The organism is Sporomusa sp. 246TCP1 (genome assembly GCF_057319775.1).
The window spans coordinates 2,537,905-2,555,405 of record NZ_CM170492.1 but is presented as its reverse complement, the minus strand read 5'-3'; the positions used below and the strand labels follow the sequence as shown (position 1 = coordinate 2,555,405).

General features: G+C 37.8%; 9 protein-coding genes. All 9 read left to right on the top strand.

The window, feature by feature from the left end; translation table 11 throughout:
* Positions 1-18: 18 nt before the first annotated feature.
* Positions 19-9,264 (top strand): amino acid adenylation domain-containing protein, encoded by a 9,246-nt coding sequence (locus tag AC1ECB_RS12215; protein ID WP_485668945.1) that lies wholly within the window; start codon positions 19-21, stop codon positions 9,262-9,264.
* A 652-nt stretch (positions 9,265-9,916) separates the two neighbouring features.
* On the top strand, positions 9,917-10,306 hold the full coding sequence (locus AC1ECB_RS12210) for an acyl carrier protein (protein WP_485668944.1): 390 nt from the start codon (positions 9,917-9,919) through the stop codon (positions 10,304-10,306).
* Positions 10,299-11,534, top strand: a complete 1,236-nt coding sequence (locus tag AC1ECB_RS12205) for a beta-ketoacyl-[acyl-carrier-protein] synthase family protein (RefSeq protein ID WP_485668943.1) — start codon at positions 10,299-10,301, stop codon at positions 11,532-11,534. The genes AC1ECB_RS12210 and AC1ECB_RS12205 overlap by 8 nt, the downstream gene beginning before the upstream one ends.
* 18 nt (positions 11,535-11,552) lie before the next feature.
* On the top strand, positions 11,553-12,815 hold the full coding sequence (locus AC1ECB_RS12200) for a beta-ketoacyl-[acyl-carrier-protein] synthase family protein (RefSeq protein ID WP_485668942.1): 1,263 nt from the start codon (positions 11,553-11,555) through the stop codon (positions 12,813-12,815).
* The gene (locus AC1ECB_RS12195) at positions 12,812-14,101 is read left to right on the top strand and encodes a beta-ketoacyl-[acyl-carrier-protein] synthase family protein (protein WP_485668941.1); all 1,290 of its coding nucleotides are present in this window, start codon (positions 12,812-12,814) and stop codon (positions 14,099-14,101) included. Before AC1ECB_RS12200 ends, AC1ECB_RS12195 begins: the two co-directional genes overlap by 4 nt.
* A gap of 25 nt (positions 14,102-14,126) precedes the next feature.
* On the top strand, positions 14,127-15,158 hold the full coding sequence (locus AC1ECB_RS12190; RefSeq protein ID WP_485668940.1) for a hotdog family protein: 1,032 nt from the start codon (positions 14,127-14,129) through the stop codon (positions 15,156-15,158).
* A 34-nt stretch (positions 15,159-15,192) separates the two neighbouring features.
* Positions 15,193-15,804: a hypothetical protein gene (locus AC1ECB_RS12185; protein WP_485668939.1), complete on the top strand. Its 612-nt coding sequence runs from the start codon at positions 15,193-15,195 to the stop codon at positions 15,802-15,804.
* Between the two features lie 13 nt (positions 15,805-15,817).
* On the top strand, positions 15,818-16,558 hold the full coding sequence (locus tag AC1ECB_RS12180) for an SDR family NAD(P)-dependent oxidoreductase (protein WP_485668938.1): 741 nt from the start codon (positions 15,818-15,820) through the stop codon (positions 16,556-16,558).
* Between the two features lie 57 nt (positions 16,559-16,615).
* Positions 16,616-17,467, top strand: coding sequence for an alpha/beta fold hydrolase (locus AC1ECB_RS12175; RefSeq protein WP_485668937.1), 852 nt, complete (start codon positions 16,616-16,618; stop codon positions 17,465-17,467).
* Positions 17,468-17,501 lie beyond the last annotated feature (34 nt).

The following is a 17,501-nucleotide window of genomic DNA, read 5'->3' as shown; positions in this document are numbered from 1 at the left end:
AATGGGGAGGGAGCTAGTATGACGAAAAATGAAATTCTCGTTGCATATAAAGATGGAAAATTGTCAATAAGTGAAACTTATAAAAAATTGAGCAAACTTAAACACCATCCTCTTTCAGAAGGACAAAAAGGGTTGTGGATGCTACAAAAAATAGCCCCTGAAATGAGCGCTTATAATATTCCCATATGCTTTCGCATAACTCGGAATTTGGACATAGAAAAGTTTAAACAAGCATGCGAATTTATTTTAGAACAGTATCCAATTCTCAAAAGTATAATTGGAGAAGATAACGGAGTTCCTTACCAAAAAGTACAACTATCTCAATCTCTTGCCTTCCAGCAAGAGAACATTTCAAATCTGGAATCCCATGAAATTTTGCCGTATCTCAAAAAAATAGCAAAAGAACCCTTTTTTTTAGAATATGGCCCCTTAATGCGTGTTCATCTTTTATTTCGGACAGAGCTAGAACAATTAGTACTCATAACAATTCATCATATTGTCTTTGATGGAGCCTCCATTCTACCATTTATGACAACATTATTTGATATATATCAGAAGCTAGTTCAAGGCGAGATGCCAGTAGTAGTTTTAGCTTCAACAAGCTATTATGATTTTGTAGAATGGGAACAAAGGATGCTTATAAGCAAGGAAGGAGCGGAGCATCGTTCATACTGGCTACAGCAGCTATCAGGAAGTCTTCCGGTTTTGGAACTCCCGACTGATCGTCCCCGCTCTTTGCTTCCTAACTTTGAAGGGGAAGTATATTCAAAGTTGCTTTCATTGGAATTAGGCAATCAAATAAAGTCTTTTGCTAAATCTCAAAACATAAATCTAGCTGCCGTTTTTTTAGGGATTTTCAAGATGTTGTTGCATTGCTATACCGGTCAGGAAGATATTATTGTTGGAATGCCAACGATGGGACGTACACAAGAAAATTTTTATTCCCTAATTGGTGATTTTATCAATATGATGGCAATACGCAGTAAAATAACGGGGTCCCAGGTTTTTTCAACTTTTGTCAAAGAATTGCAGTTAACCATTCTTGATGGATTGGATCATGCCGTCTATCCTTTTCCTGCTGTGGTTAGGGAGCTGAATTTGCCTCGTACACGAGCGACGGCGTCGCCTGTATTTCAAACAGTCTTTGCCTATCAAAATTTTATGCCAGCCACAAGCTTGCACCACTATCAAGACATACTCTCGATAAATTTTGTAGAGGAATTGCATCAGGAAGGCGAATATGAGTTTGGATTGGAGGTTTTTGAACAGAAAAATACATTTATTTTGAATTTTAAATACCACCCCAATTTATTTGATTTACAAACAATTAATCGTATGATGAAGCATTATACAAATTTGCTTGAAAGAGTTATTAATAATCCTAATTTAACTTTGGATGAATATTCTTTATTATCCGCTGAGGAACAAAGAATGATGCTCTTTGATTGGGGTACGATCAAGAAAGAATATCCCCAAAATGGATGTATCCATGAACTTTTTGAGCAGCAGGTACGGAAAACGCCAAATGCTACCGCCGTAATTTTTGGAGATCAATTTCTAACTTACCGGGAACTGGATGAAAAAAGCACCAGACTGGCAATATATTTGCAAACACAAGGAATAAGTCCGGATTGCTTAGTGGGGATTTGTGTGGAGCGTTCAATAGAAATGATCTTAGGAGTATTAGCAATTCTTAAGGCGGGAGGAGCGTATGTACCTTTAGATCCAAATTATCCTGTAAAACGGGTGGAGTATATGATCCAAGATAGTAACACATCAATTATTCTTACCCAATCAGGATTAAGACAAAAAATATCTCAGATGAGTAGTAAGGCTAAAGTAATTTTATTAGACGAGTGTTGGAAAGAGGCGGAAGAGGCGGCAAAAAGGCAACGATCACTAAATCGAGAGGTGCGCTCTAATCATCTAGCGTATGTAATTTATACATCTGGAAGTAGCGGGGAGCCAAAAGGGGTGCTAGTTCAACACAATAATGTTTGCCGCTTACTTTCTTCTACAGATGAATACTTTAATTTTAATCAATCTGACGTATGGACACTTTTCCATTCATTAAGTTTTGACTTTTCGGTTTGGGAAATATGGGGTGCGCTCTTATATGGAGGGAAGCTCGTCATTGTTCCTTATGATGTCAGTCGTTCTCCGGAAAAGTTTTTTACTTTAGTTATCAAGGAAAAAGTAACCGTACTGAATCAAACTCCTTCAGCATTTATACAATTCAGTAATGTATGTTTATCAAGAACCGAAAGAAATTTAAATCTTCGATATGTTATTTTTGGTGGAGAGGCGCTGATAATAAAGAAGCTAAAACCTTGGTTTAGCAAGTTTGGAGATACCAAACCTAAGTTAATTAATATGTATGGAATTACTGAAACGACCGTGCATGTTACTTATTATCAGGTATGTGAGTCTGATACCGAAAAAGAAATTAGTAATATCGGAAGACCAATTCCGGATTTATATCTTTATATTCTTAGTCGAAAGCAGAAAGTAAACCCTGTTGGAATACCGGGAGAGATGTATGTAGGTGGAAATGGGGTAACTCGTGGTTATTTAAATCAACCAACTCTCACAGCAGAAAAATTTATTGATAATCCGTTTAATCTGGGAATGAAATTATATAAATCAGGTGATATGGCCCGATGGCTTCCAGATGGGAATATTGAGTTTTTAGGACGTGCTGATAATCAAGTCAAAATCCGCGGGTTTCGCATTGAATTGGGTGAAATTGAAAACCAGCTCAATAGCTATCAGGACATTGAAAATAGTGCCGTAATAGTGAAAGAACAGGAAAACAATAAGCAGCTAATTGCCTATTACGTTCTAAAAACTATGGATTCTGACAGGGAAGGGGGGGATAATGAGAGGCTTGATCCCGGTCTATTGCGCAGCCATTTAAAATCTAAATTACCCGATTATATGATTCCGGCAGTGTTTATTGCGATTAAAACGATTCCCTTAACAGTGAATGGGAAAACCGACAGAAAAGAATTGATGAATCGTAGTGAAATAGTTAGTAAACCGAAAAATACAAATCTTTCTATTCCCCAATCGGAAATAGAAAAAGAACTTTTAGAAATATGGCAAGAAGTTCTTAGGATTAGTGATATAGATGTTGACGCTGGCTTTTTTGATGTCGGAGGAGACTCTATTTTAGCAGTATCATTAGCGGAAAAAATAAAGAAAAACATGAATTGTGATTTTGATGTGACTACATTATTTGAATACCCGAGTATTAAAGACATAAGTAAATATATTAAATACAAACGGTCTGATTCGTTTGTGGAGATAAATAAGGGATTAGAATTTAATAATTTAAATGATGAAAAAATAACTAATTTAACAATTCATGAAAAGAGACTTTATCCTGAATATTATCAAGACAGCTTAGCTATTATAGGAATCTCTTGTCATTTTCCAGGAGCAAAAAACCAATTTCAATTTTGGAATAATTTATGTGAAGGTAAAGAAAGTATTAAGTTTCTTTCTAAAGAGGAACTTCGCAGATTTAATGTTCCGGAAGAATGTATTCAGGATACAAATTATATTCCTGTGCAGTCAACTATAGAAGGAAAGGATCTTTTTGATCCAGGGTTTTTCAATATTTCTGCCCGGAATGCGGAACTAATGGACCCTCAGTTTAGACATTTATTATTTCATTCATGGCAAGCTATCGAGGATGCCGGTTATATTCCTAAACAAATTCCTGAAACAAGTGTATTTATGTCGGTAACTAATAGCAATTACTTAGAACCAATGTCCCGGATAAAAATGAAATCAGCCAATATTATGAAGGATTCGAATGAGTATGTATCCTTTGTTTTGGCTCAAGAGGGAACAATTCCAACAATGATATCTCACAAATTGGGATTAAATGGGCCTAGTATATTTGTACACTCAAATTGCTCCTCGTCTTTAGTAGGATTGCATTTGGCTAGCCAAAGTTTACGATCGGGTGAAGTTAAGTATGCCTTGGTGGGTGGGGCTAGTATATTTCCTTCGTTAAACTTGGGGTATGTGTATCAATCCGGATTAAACTTTTCAAGTGACGGACACGTTAAAACATTTGATGCATCAGCAGATGGGATGATATCAGGTGAAGGTGTTGCCGTAATTTTACTTAAAAGAGCCATAGATGCGATAGAGGATAGGGATCATATTTATGCTTTGGTTAGAGGAATTAGTGTTAATAATGATGGAGCAGATAAAGCAGGATTCTATGCGCCAAGTATTAAAGGTCAAACAGAGGTAATTCAGAAGGTATTAGATTCAACAAAAGTCAATCCTGAGACAATTAGTTATATTGAAGCTCATGGAACCGGAACAAAATTAGGAGATCATATAGAATTAACTGCTCTAAGAGATAGCTATAAACGTTATACGACAAAAAAACAATTTTGTGGAATTGGATCTGTAAAAACAAATATTGGACATTTGGATGCAGCCTCAGGGTTAGCCGGGTGTATTAAAGTTGCAATGAGTTTATTCTATAACGAAATTCCTCCATCGATTAACTGCAAAATATCAAATCCTAATTTTGATTGGAATAATAGTCCTTTTTATGTTGTTGATAAACTTACGAAACGGGAAATAAGTTCCGTTCCATATAGAGCCGCATTAAGTGGTTTTGGGCTTGGAGGGACAAATGCCCATGTAATCTTAGAACAATATATAACTGCCGCGATACCAAAAGAATGTCATCCAGAATGTAATAGTAACAGTATTTCATATATCATTCCTTTGTCTGCTAAAAAGGATGATCGCCTTAAAGCCTACGCAGAAAAAGTCCTCGATTTCTTAAAAACGTCTTGGGAGTATAGTGGAAATAAGTGTAACTTAAAAGAAGAATCAATTGATGGTAGCACTCAATCTTGTATTAACTTAGCGGATTTAGCCTATACTTTCCAAGTAGGGCGAGAGGCGATGGGGAGTAGATTAGTCTTTATTGTCAATAATAGAAATGAACTAATTCAAAAATTGGAAGAGTTTATTTGTGGAAAAGAGAAGATAAAAAATTGTTTTAAAGGAAAAATAAAACAATCAAAAGATACTATTCAATTATTTGAAAAAGATGAAGATTTCGAAGCGGTAATTTACAAATGGTTTACAAAAGGAAAGTTAAGATATTTAGCGGAATTATGGATAAAGGGATTTGATTTAGACTGGGAGTTACTCTATTTCGATTCCAAACCTCGCCGAATCAGTTTACCAACGTATTCCTTTGCTACAGAACGTTATTGGCTGCCAGAGATTGATACCAGATTGGGCGAAAGCAAAATGCCAACAACTTCAACTAGTGCATCATTAATTCATCCTTTGCTGCATCAAACCACTTCAGACCTTACCAGGCAGTGTTTCAGTTCAACCTTTACGGGTGAGGAGTTTTTTCTGGCAGAACATATAGTGAAAGGTCGGCGGGTCTTATCTGGTGTTACTTATCTTGAAATGGCCCGAGCGGCGGTGGAGCAGGTAGTAGGTTTCAAGGAAAAAGATCAGGCTAGAATTCAGATGAAAAACGTGGTTTGGACCCGACCCGTTGTTGTAGGAAGTGAACCAGTACAGATACACATCGCATTGGTACCTGAAGATGATGGAGAGATCACATATGAAATTTATAGTGAGCCAAAAGGTATTGACATGGAACCTGTGGTTCATAACCAAGGCAGAGTGGCTTTGTCTTGGTCGACAGATGCTCCAACTTTGGATATTAAAAGCTTGCAGGATCAGTGCACACAAAGATTTCTGAGTTCTAACCAATTTTATGAAGCATTACAGGCAATTGGGGTTGACGATGGTCCAAGCCGCCGGGCGATTAAGAAAATATACATCGGTCATAATCAAATCTTGGTGAAGCTCTCCTTACCGTATTCTGTAACTAATACAATAAATCAATTTGTTTTACATCCAAGTTTAATGGATGCGGCTTTACAAGTGACAGCAGGCTTCATGACAAACTTATGGGATACAACAGTGTCTGATAGCATACCGCATGTCAAGCCAGCCCTGGCATTTGCTCTACATGAAATGGAAATTTTTAGTAATTGTACTTGCCAAATGTGGGCATTTATTCGTTACAGCGAAGCCATTAAACCCGGGGATAAGATAGGAAAATTTGATATTGATTTGAGTAATGAAACTGGGACAATTACTGTGCGAATGAAGGAATTTTCAATGAAAATGCCTGAGGAAAAAATTTCGACAAGTAATTTAGTGAATACAGTTTCTTCTGAAATGTCTAGAGATCCGTTTACGGGAACTATATTGACATCTGTATGGGACGCAGTATCGGTAAAGAAGGGTAAAAGGTTGCCAGCCACAACAGATCGGATTGTGATCATTGGCGGTTCTGAAGATAATCGGAACGCTATTCAACGATTCTATCCCTATGCACAGGTACTTGAGATCCAGTCTGAGGATACTATAGATGACATAGTTAAAAAACTGGAAGCACAAGGCTTCATTGATTATTTTCTGTGGATAGCTCCTCAATGGTCTTTTGAATCCCTAGCGTCGGATACATTAATTGATGAGCAAAATCAAGGTGTTCTTCAAGTTTTTAGAATAATTAAAGCCCTAGGTCTTATCGGTTATAGTGATAGGGACTTGGGCTGGATTGTTATCACCATACAGACTCAGCCCGTGCACAAAAAAGACGCAGTGAACCCAACCCATGCAAGTCTTTATGGGCTGATGGGCTTACTGGCTAAGGAATATCCGAACTGGAAGATCAGGGTAATTGATCTTGAAACCAATTGTGAATGGCCGATTGCCGATATTTTTACTATACCCTCTAACCCTGAGGGTAATCTTTTAGTTTACCGCGATCAAGAGTGGTTCCAGGAAAGGTTGATTCCTATTGAAAGCATACAAATGGATAAAATGTTGTATAAGTTGGGAGGAGTATATGTAGTAATTGGGGGTGCAGGTAGCATCGGAGAGGCTTGGAGTGAATATATGATTCGTACTTACCAGGCTCAGATTATTTGGATAGACCGACGGCTAAAAGACGAAACAATCCAAGCCAAACTGGACAAGCTTGCAACCTTTGGACCTGAACCCTATTATATTACAACAGACGCAACCGATCAGAAGGCTCTGCACCAAGCCTACGAAGAGATTAAACAGCGATATCTTAAGATTAATGGGGTAGTTCATTCTGCAAGTATGTTATTGGAACAAAGTCTGGCAAATACGGATGAAGAAAGGTTTCAGGCCGAACTGATAGCCAAGGTAAATGTGAGTGTGCGAATAGTCCAAGTTTTTCAAAAGGAACCATTGGATTTTGTGCTGTTTTTCTCTTCGGTCAACTTATTTGAAGAAGCTCCGCGACAAAGTAATTATGCTTCAGGCTGTACTTTTCAAGATGTTTTTGCTCACCGGCTCTCGCAGGAATGGTCTTGTGCGGTAAAAGTGATGAGATGGGGACAGTGGGCCAGTAGGGGGAGCGTTGCTTCTAAAACTTATCGGGAGCAAAAGTCCCAGGCAAGTGTAACATCCATTAATCTCCAGAAAGTTATGAAAAACTCTGAAATACTTATTAATGGACCGGTAGATCAGATTGCATTGTTAGAAAGCATGAACCTTTTGGCTATGGAAGGAATTAATTTTGAGGAATTAATTATGGTTTATCCGGAAGACCTTGTATCAAATATTCAAACTATCAAAAATTATATCCCAACTACCCTGAAAGAGGAAATATTTTTTAAAACACCTTTCATTAAGGAACCCCCGGGCGATTCAAAACAAGATTTACAAATTCAATATATAAAATCAGAATTCATTCAACGCATAAAGGATATCGATGAGGTTCTTTGCCGATTACTTTGGGGTCAATTACAGTCTATCGGATTATTTTCAGAAAAGAATCCGGTGATAGCTGACATCAAACAAAAAGTGGGATTGTGTACCTTATATGGTAGGTGGCTGGAAGAAAGCATAGCGGTTTTAGTTAGGAATAATTATCTCAGGTATGATGGTTATTCATGTACTGTGATTGATACGACGCCGATGGATATAGGTGCTATATGGCAGGAATGGGAACAAAAAAGAAGTATATGGTTGGAAGATCCTATCATGAAGGCGCAAGTAATCTTAGTAGAGGCAACCTTGCGAGCCTTGCCAAAAATTCTGACCGGAAAAGTACGTGCTACTGATATTATGTTTCCAAGTTCTTCTATGAAACTGGTTGAAGGGATTCACAAAAACAACATTATTGCAGATTATTTCAATGAAGTACTTGCCGACACAGTCGATGCATATATTCAAACACGACTCAGGCAAGATTCTTTTTCGCGAATTCGGATTCTTGAAATTGGAGCAGGAACTGGCGGAACAAGCGCTAGGATTTTTCCAAAATTAAAGCCATATCAGGAATACATCCAAGAATATTGCTATACCGATATTTCTAAAGCATTTTTAATGCATGCGGAAAAAGAGTATGGATTGCAGAACCCGTATTTAACTTACAAAATTTTCAATGTAGAAGTACCAGTTGCAAGACAGGACATTAACGCGGGCGGATATGATCTTGTGATTGCTACCAATGTATTGCATGCTACTAAAAATATTCGAGAAACCTTACGTAATGCCAAAGCAGTCTTACGTAAAAATGGTTTGATTCTATTAAACGAGATGAATGCTAATTCTTTGTTTGCCCACTTGACCTTTGGTCTTTTAGAAGGATGGTGGCTATATGAAGATGCAACGTTACGCATTCCGGGCTCTCCGGGATTATATTCCCAAACCTGGCAAGCGGTATTGGAAAGTGAAGGATTTCGGTCGATTTTGTTTCCAGTACAAGAAGACCATGATTTAGGTCAGCAAATTATTGTTGCTGAAAGTGACGGGGTTGTTAGGCAAAAAGAAGGGTTTAGAGCTAAAATAACCCCAGAAAAGCAGAGTATTAAGACCGGACGGTCACTCCTTATCCGTAAGATTCTAGCTCAAAATAAGTATCAGAAGCTTAACCCTATTTCTAGCGAGCCTGGTGTAAACGATTGTGAGGTTGAGAATCGTGTGAGGCGGATTGTCCGCGAAAGCATAGCGGAAACGTTGAAAATAAAGAAGGGACAAATCAAAGATGATCAAAGTTTTTTTGAATATGGCATAGATTCGATAATAGCTATCAATCTGGCCGACTTAATCAACCAACAGTGTCATATTACATTACAAACCATAGCGCTGTTTGATTATAATAATGTGGATCAACTGGTTCAGCATATTACTCAGGAACATAAACCGTATTGAAATGTTCACTAATGCTTCTTAAGAACTCAACTTTCTAAATTATAACAAGGCGTACATGCCTAATTTGTGCTGCGAAAGTTGAAAAACTTAAAAAATTATAAAAAAATAAAAAAACTAGAAGGAATTTTATTGAAAATATAGAATAAATTATAAAACATTAAAAAATTTTCCTTTTGCTTCTATCGCGGAGGCGCGGAGAAGTGAAAGGAGAAGTCATATAGCCTGAATGGGAACCGTATTTTAGGTGCTAATAGTATTCTTATGCCTTTTTACTCATAATAAAAATTACTTGATACTTATAATAATTTAAACTTAAAACCCTCCTGTTTACTTATGTAACAGGAGGGTTCAGTTACATTCCGCGCGAAGCGGTTTTACGCCTTTTGCTGAACCATCCGGCAACAGCGGGTGGACCGGATAACGCTGCCCAAGAGAAACTTGAACTTATTTCATATTCGCTGCCAGTCGTTTTTGTGACATCCATTAAAGATGGTTCTTTATTCCAAAGGGGGAAGGTCTATAGAATTTTCTATTCATTCATTAAAGAATAGGTAATGAATGACTGATGAGTATCATGGGAAAATAATACATCTCTAAATCACAGAATGTGCGGTAAAACAAATAAAAACTATATTTGGAGGAATGTTGCGGTATGAAAGAACAGATTGAGGAAAAAGTTAAACAATTATTATGCGAAGTATTGGGATTAGAGGACTCAATTAATGAAATCACTATGGATTCTAATCTAATTGATGATTTGGCGGCAGAGTCAATAGATTTTATTGATATTAGTTTTCGCTTGGAAAAGGATTTCAGCCTCGGTAAAGTTTCACTAAATGATATTTTTACATCATATCTACGGGAAGAAAATTCATATGATGAAAACAAAAAACTGAAAGATGAAAAAATTGATCAGTTAAAAGAATATCCGCATATTAAGGATGATCTACTTGAAGAAATCAAGCAAACCAAGGATTCGAAAAATTTGTTAAAGGTCAAAAATCTAGTGTACTTTACAGAATGGAAACTGTCCCATGGCTAAGGTGGAACCGGTTGTCATATCAGGTATTGGCATGGTAACTCCACTGGGCTGCGATTATGATAAAGTTTGGCGTGCGTTGCTTGCTGGAGAAAATGGTGTTAGTCGCTTGACCGGCTCCTACGAAAAGTTAGCAAAATACAATGTTTTTCTTGGCGGCGTGGCTCATAAGTTTTCGTTCGATGAGTTGCAAAATATTGCTAAACAATATAAAGCCAAACTTAGTAAATTGAATTTGACTACCAGAATGCTTGTTTATTCCGGACTCAAAGCTTTGGAAGACGCGAAATTACAACCAGCCGAAGATACAATAAAATATAACGTCGGCGCAATAATTGCATGTGGGTCACCGCTTTGTGAACAATATGAAGGGATTCCTGTGGAGGAAAGAAACCCAAAATGGTTTCTTGAGACATACCCCAATCTAATCCTATCATATCTTTCTATTGCGGCCTCTTTGAAAGGATACGGCAGTACAATTGTATCCGCATGTACTGGCGCTAATCAGGCTATTGGCGAGGGTTTTAAGAAAATACAACGCGGGGAGGAGAAGATCGTGCTGGCCGGCGGAGTGGATAATAAATTATCCGGTTTACATGCTGCCGGCTTTAGCCGCCTGGGGATGACCACTGACTGCGAGGATGTAGTCCATGCGCTGCGACCATTTGACCAGGACAGGAGTGGAATGGTAATTGGACAGGGAGCCTGTGTTCTAGTACTTGAGTCATTAGAAAACGCGAAAAAAAGAGGTATTGAGATAAAAGGCATGATTGCCGGATACGGGTGCGCATTGGATGGGGTTAGCATTACCGATTCATCTCACGAAGGAAAAATTCGGGCGATGAAAATGGCATTAAAGGATTCAGGCATTTCACCTGATAAGATTGGATATATCAACGCCCATGGAACTTCAACAAAGTCTAATGACGGCGAGGAAAGCATCGCGATTAAGCAGGTCTTTGGCAAAACAGCCTATTCAATTCCCATTAGCAGTACAAAATCAATGATGGGCCATACTTTTGCCGCTTGTGGTGCAATTGAAGCGTTTGTCTGTCTAAAAAGTCTCGCTGCGCAGAAAGTTCATGTAAATAGGAATTTCGAGAAAGGTGACCACATTTGTGATCTGGATTATGTAAAAGGTTGCGCGAGAGATGTCAATATGGACTATTGCCTAAGCAATACCAGCGGCCTTGGTGGATATAATTCATCAATCGTTTTGGCCAGAGTTTAATTGTTTAAGGAGGAGCTAATGAGCAAAAAGGCGGTAGTTACCGGAATCGGAATGTTGAGTCCAATTGGAATAAGAACTGACGATCATTTAGCCGCGATGCAAGAAGGAAGGAGCGCTGTTATTGGTGCGAAAAAATCTGCTGCCTATAATTATGGTCATATACCTGATTATAACCCGGGAAATTTTATAAAAAATAAAAAATCAATCAGGTATTTTAGTAAACAAACGATAAATGGCTGTTCAGCGGCAGAACTCGCGATGCGTGATTCACAATTATCATTAGAGCAAATAAGTAAAGACAGCCGGCAAAATGCACTCATTATCGGTGCCGGAATTACTCAAGGCCTTAAAACGTTGGGAGAAGCAATCGGGTCTTGCGTCAATTGTGATGGCGCCATTGATTATGATAAATTGGGCAATACCGGTTATCGTTTATTGCCTCCATTATGGATGCTTAGCAAATTGCCCAATACTACGGCAGGGCAAATATCAATTCAAAATTCAATCCAAGGCTTGAACTACAGTCTGGTGAATGGATTGAATAGCGGAATTGTGGCAATAGGCGAAGCGTTTTTGGCTGTGAAAGATGAGCGGGTGACCCGAGTGATTTGCGGTGGAAGTGAAGATGAAATCTTTGCCGACTATTTTTGCCGATTGAGTGAGGAAGGACTTGTTTGTGAATCAGATGATGATTCTAAGCCGTTTTGTTGCGAAAGCAAAGGATTTTTTTGCAGTGAAGGCAGCTGCATGTTTATAGTTGAGAACGAAAATGAAGCCCAAATTAGAGAAATTGGGGTTTATGGAGAAATCATCGGCTATGCAAATCATTACATACCTCACCTCACAAGCTTACATAATCCGGACGATATTGCAAAACATTTCAAAAAATCCATGTTGAATGCTTTGGAAATGGCCGGGATTTGTTATAGTGATATTGACTTTATTCAAGCCAGTGCTTGTGGCATTCCCCGGCTGGATTTAGCCGAAGCCGCAGCTATTAAAAACGTATTTGGGAAAAGTCCGTTTATAACTGCGGCACAATCCTATATTGGGAATACTCTTGCCGCATCCGGAGCCATTTCAGTGGCTTTTGCCTGTCTGGCGCTTCAGGCTGATATTGTTGCTCCCCTTGTTTACGCTGATAGTCTTTTCTTGGATAGTGAACTGAAATACGTTAAGTACAAAATGGTGGAGAATGAAAATAACATATGTTTAGTTAATGCATTCAGTTATTTGGGAGAGATTTGCAGTCTAATTATTAAAAAGAGGGAAAAAAGATGAGACGAGTAGTGGTAACGGGAATGGGAGCCGTAGCTCCGTTTGGTTTTGGTGTTAATGTATTATGGAACTCCCTTTTAGAAAACAAGAATGGCATCACAAAAATTAACAACAAAAACATCGGAGGTGAGATAGTTCAAATTGCAGGAGGCTTACCATCGGCAAATTTTGATCAATTAATTCAAGACGACCAGGAACTGTTTGCTCAACACCCGGAAGATGACAGTGTGAAAAGTTTTTTTGTTGCGGTTCGTGAAGGGTTAAAACAAGCAAATCTTGATCCCCGCCGTATGGAATCAACCGACCATATTGCAACATGCATTGCTGATCGGAAACTAAGTCTGATCCAGTATATTGATCAGTATGCACCGCTACTTAAAGAAGCAACAGATAACAGTGGTTTTAATAATGATAAGTATTATACGCTTCTAAATACGGCTAAAATTGGTAAAAAGGAACTATTTGATGATTGCGATTCAATTAACCATTTTGTTGCTCGAAACTATAATATAACTGGTCCGCAATTGAGTATAGCTACGGCTTGCGCGTCCGGAAACAACGCTATCGGGGAAGCTTTCTTGAAAATAAAGCATGGCTATATTGACATAGCCATCACCGGAGGTGCATACAATTTTGATTTGAGCAGTATGATCGGGTTTACCCGACTGGAAGCACTTACCCGTAACCCTGATCCTGAAACCGCTTGCAGGCCATTTGATGCCAACCGGGATGGTTTTGTTATGGGAAGCGGTTGCGGCATTTTAGTACTTGAAAGCCTTGATTCGGCCCAAAAAAGAGACGCCAATATTTTAGCGGAAATTTTGGGATACGGATATTTTAGCGACGCATACCGCTCAACTGATCCGGATCCGGAAGCGAAATCAAGTACAGCGACAATAAACGCATGCCTTGAAATGGCCAAGATTAATCCGGCAGATGTGGGGTACATAAACGCTCACGGCACATCGACAAAAATGAATGATATGACAGAGACAATAGCCATAAAAAATGCATTTAAAAATTATGCTTATTTAATCCCAATCTCATCCACAAAATCAATGATTGGTCATTCCATTATGGCAAGTGCGGCAATAGAAGGTATTGTCTGCATAAAAAGCATTAATGAGGGCGTTGTTCATCCTACAAGAAATTGGCGGGAAAGCGACCACGATCTTGATTTAGACTATGTACCGAATCAATGCCGTGAAGTCAAGGTGGAGTATGCGCTATCTAATAGTTTCGGATTCGGCGGGCAAAATACATCGGTATTATATGCTAAATTCAAATAAAAAATTTAGAGGAGACTTATGTGCGATGAATAGTGTAAACAACTTTCCAGAGCCGTCTCTTGATCGGACATTACTTGCTGATAGATATCCGCATCTAAGAAACAAGGTACAAGCTCATGGTAACCATGAGGAAGGAATCAGCTTAAAAATGAGAATAGATTCTTCCTATCACATTTACCTGAAAGATCATGTTTTTGGCACTGAATCGTTTGTTCCTGCGACTATGATTATGGAACTTCTGTTTGAAACGGCATTGTATTATTGTGAGTATTATTTGAATTTAGATGTAACAAATTTAAAACCGGTACAGCTTGTTGATTTTTCTATTTTACGTGCGTTGGCTATGACTCCAGGCAAGTCGTTGGATGTAGAATTTTTGTTTAATCAGGTGACAAAACGAGATAGTGTTATAGAATTCGACATTGAGATTATTTCGAAACGAATAAATAAATCTAATATGGTAATAGGGTCAAGAGTTAATGTCACTTCCAAAGTGGTACTTTCTACTGTGCCACTTAAGCAACACGATTTTATTTTGCCTGATCTTACTTACACATATTATCAGTTGCCTAAACAACAATATTACGCCAAATATTTTCCGTCATTGGGTCCGCTTTTCCAAAGTTCAACTGCCCGTTTTGCCGTCAGCGAGGATAAAACATGCTTTATTGGTGAATATGACTGCCTTGGTAAAGAGAAGAATTATATTAGCGGTCAAGAGAAAAGTTTTGTTACTTCGCCGCTTGGCAATGACTCTTGTCTACAATATACGGTGTTTTTTTCCCGGATTATTAATCTGATTGGCAGATTGCCTACTGGCGGGAAAAAACTAGAGTTTTATAAAGCGCATCCTCCATCAGGAAAAGTAAAAGTATTCGTGGAATGTGTTACTATAAACGATGATATGGTCAGCAATATTTATTCTTTTGATTCCAGCGGAATCATTTTTTTTGCCAATGAATTTATTGTAAGTAAATCTCCGTATCACAAACTGACTGAACGTGAAGTATTTGATAAGATGCTTAAGGAGTATAAGGTAAAGTCTTTAATTTGGTAAAATTTTCATAAAAATAAATATGAGGATTAATAAAATGAAAATGAAAATGTTGTACGTGTTTTTAGGTGATGCTATAGGGGACTATGAATTACCATTCAAACAAACAGGAGATTTTCGAATATTCAATTTAGTGGATCGAGATTTGGCGGATGGGGAAAATAGTCCTTTTGCCAAGGATACCACAAAATTTATCGATGTTTTTGAAGAAAACTTGATACAGGAACTAGTGTCAGACCTTATGCCGATTGATAATATTGTCATTTGTCCGTTGATAAATAACCTATTTAACGAGGCTCGTAACGTGGAAAAAGAAATAGATAATCTTTTGCAAAAAACCTTTTTTTTTATAAAAATGATTTATTTGCCTGTCATTCGTAATCGAGAGGTAAAGATATGGTTTTTAGACACCACGCAACTGGCAAGAAATATGTGCCGCCAACCAGAAGATATTCGTATAATGCATTGTTTTAGTGCCGGGTTAAGGGCAATGTCGAAAGTCGCCGCGCTAGAGTTGGCTAAAAAGGAAGTCAATGTTAACTTAATTGAAGTGAACCGAAAAAATTATTGGGCAAAATTAGAATCATTATTACTGGAGCTCTTTCAAGAAAAGAAAACATATATAACTGCCGGGGAATTATCAATTTGAAAGGAAAACTTGAATGGATAAGAAGATTGCTTTAATAACGGGAGGCAATAGGGGGATTGGCGCGGCGATAAGCAAAAAATTAGCTGTCGATGGTTATTACGTATGTATCTGTTGCCGTAATAAAAAAAGTGCGCTGCCTCTATTGGAAGACATTGCCAGTTCTGGCGGAGAGGGTGAAATAATAGAATTTGATGTTACCGAAAATGAACAGATTTTTGATGCTGTAAAAAATTACAAATTCAGACAGTTGGATGTACTTGTTAATAATGCAGGTGTATTAAAAGATAATCTCATTAATCAAATTGAGGTGAAAGACTGGAAGGTGGTTGCCTGTACCAACTACTTTGGTGTCTTGGCGGTTTATAAGGCTTTTACAGATAAACTAAAATCTTCAAAATTGGCTACAGTTATTAATTTATGCAGCATATCCGGAATCAGACCGCGAAAAGGGCAGTTAGCTTATGCAGTTTCAAAGGCGATGCTTATCGAATGGACAAAACAAATGAGTCGTGAAACTCATGACCCAATAAACTATTACGCTATTTCGCCCGGACCGGTGGCAACGGATTTAATTAAACAGTCGCCATGGTATAAAGATCCGACATCATCACAAAGAATTCCTCTGGGCAGATATGCTGACGTTGACGAAATTGCGCAGTTGGTTTCTTTCTTAGCAAGATATAGTGGCACTCTAGTAACTGGCTCAAACATCGTTATTGACGGTGGGTTTATTCAAACTATCAAAGAGAGGTGAACTGGTGTTAAAGAGGTTTGTGGGCTTAATGTGCCTAGTCAGGATGTGGTGAAAATAATGAAAATAGACATTGATCAAAAGTTTAAAGATAGTAAAAAACGAATAATAAGCTATTTTGTCGGCGGTAATCCAAATTCCAAACAATGCCTTTTATTTCTCAATGGTTTGTACATCGGCAACGAATCTTGGATTAAACAACAGCGATATCCTTATTTCCGAAAAAATTACAAATTAGTATTTGTCGACTATCCCGGCGTAGGTGGTTCGATTGAAAAGACTGAAGAAGAATTTGGTTTTGAAGACATAGTAAATGAAATTAAAGTTATTGTTGAAACAGAGGGTTATGAGAAAATGTACGTAATTGGTTATTCCGTGGGAGGAATGATTAGCCTTTGGTTTACGTACAAATTTCAAAATTGTGTTGATGGTTTAATATTATTGAATTCCGGAGTTAAAACCAATATATATATTGAAAAAATGATTGGCGGGTTATTGTCACTTTTAGATGATGGGGCAAGTTTGAAGAATGCTTTTAAGTTTATTTATCCATGGAACCATTCGCCGGAATACCTTGAGAAAGTCTCTGATGTGGAGAATATCATACTTCAAAATTATGCGGAATACAACCAAAATAGTCAGTCATTCAAATTATTATTAAAAGCTATTAAACATTGTCCGGATTTGGCAGCCGTTTTAGAAAAGATATCAGTCCCTACGTTGGTTATGAGTAGTGAAAATGATTTTGTTTTTCCAAGGGCTTTTCAAGAGGAAATTGTCGCTGGAATTAAAAATTCCTCTCATTATCTTTTGTCAAATTGTGGGCATGCTTCGTTTATTGAAAAATATGAGGAAGTAAACAATTGTATTAAGTTATTTTTAGATAAATTACATATATACATTCCACAGTAAAGAAGTTTGCAGGCACAGGTAGGTGATGATGCAT

Coding starts and splice junctions, on each gene's coding strand:
- AC1ECB_RS12175 (WP_485668937.1), top strand. CDS start 16,616: ATGAAAATAGACATTGATCAAAAGTTTAAAGATAGTAAAAAACGAATA.
- AC1ECB_RS12205 (WP_485668943.1), top strand. CDS start 10,299: ATGGCTAAGGTGGAACCGGTTGTCATATCAGGTATTGGCATGGTAACT.
- AC1ECB_RS12215 (WP_485668945.1), top strand. CDS start 19: ATGACGAAAAATGAAATTCTCGTTGCATATAAAGATGGAAAATTGTCA.
- AC1ECB_RS12190 (WP_485668940.1), top strand. CDS start 14,127: ATGAATAGTGTAAACAACTTTCCAGAGCCGTCTCTTGATCGGACATTA.
- AC1ECB_RS12180 (WP_485668938.1), top strand. CDS start 15,818: ATGGATAAGAAGATTGCTTTAATAACGGGAGGCAATAGGGGGATTGGC.
- AC1ECB_RS12185 (WP_485668939.1), top strand. CDS start 15,193: ATGAAAATGAAAATGTTGTACGTGTTTTTAGGTGATGCTATAGGGGAC.
- AC1ECB_RS12210 (WP_485668944.1), top strand. CDS start 9,917: ATGAAAGAACAGATTGAGGAAAAAGTTAAACAATTATTATGCGAAGTA.
- AC1ECB_RS12200 (WP_485668942.1), top strand. CDS start 11,553: ATGAGCAAAAAGGCGGTAGTTACCGGAATCGGAATGTTGAGTCCAATT.
- AC1ECB_RS12195 (WP_485668941.1), top strand. CDS start 12,812: ATGAGACGAGTAGTGGTAACGGGAATGGGAGCCGTAGCTCCGTTTGGT.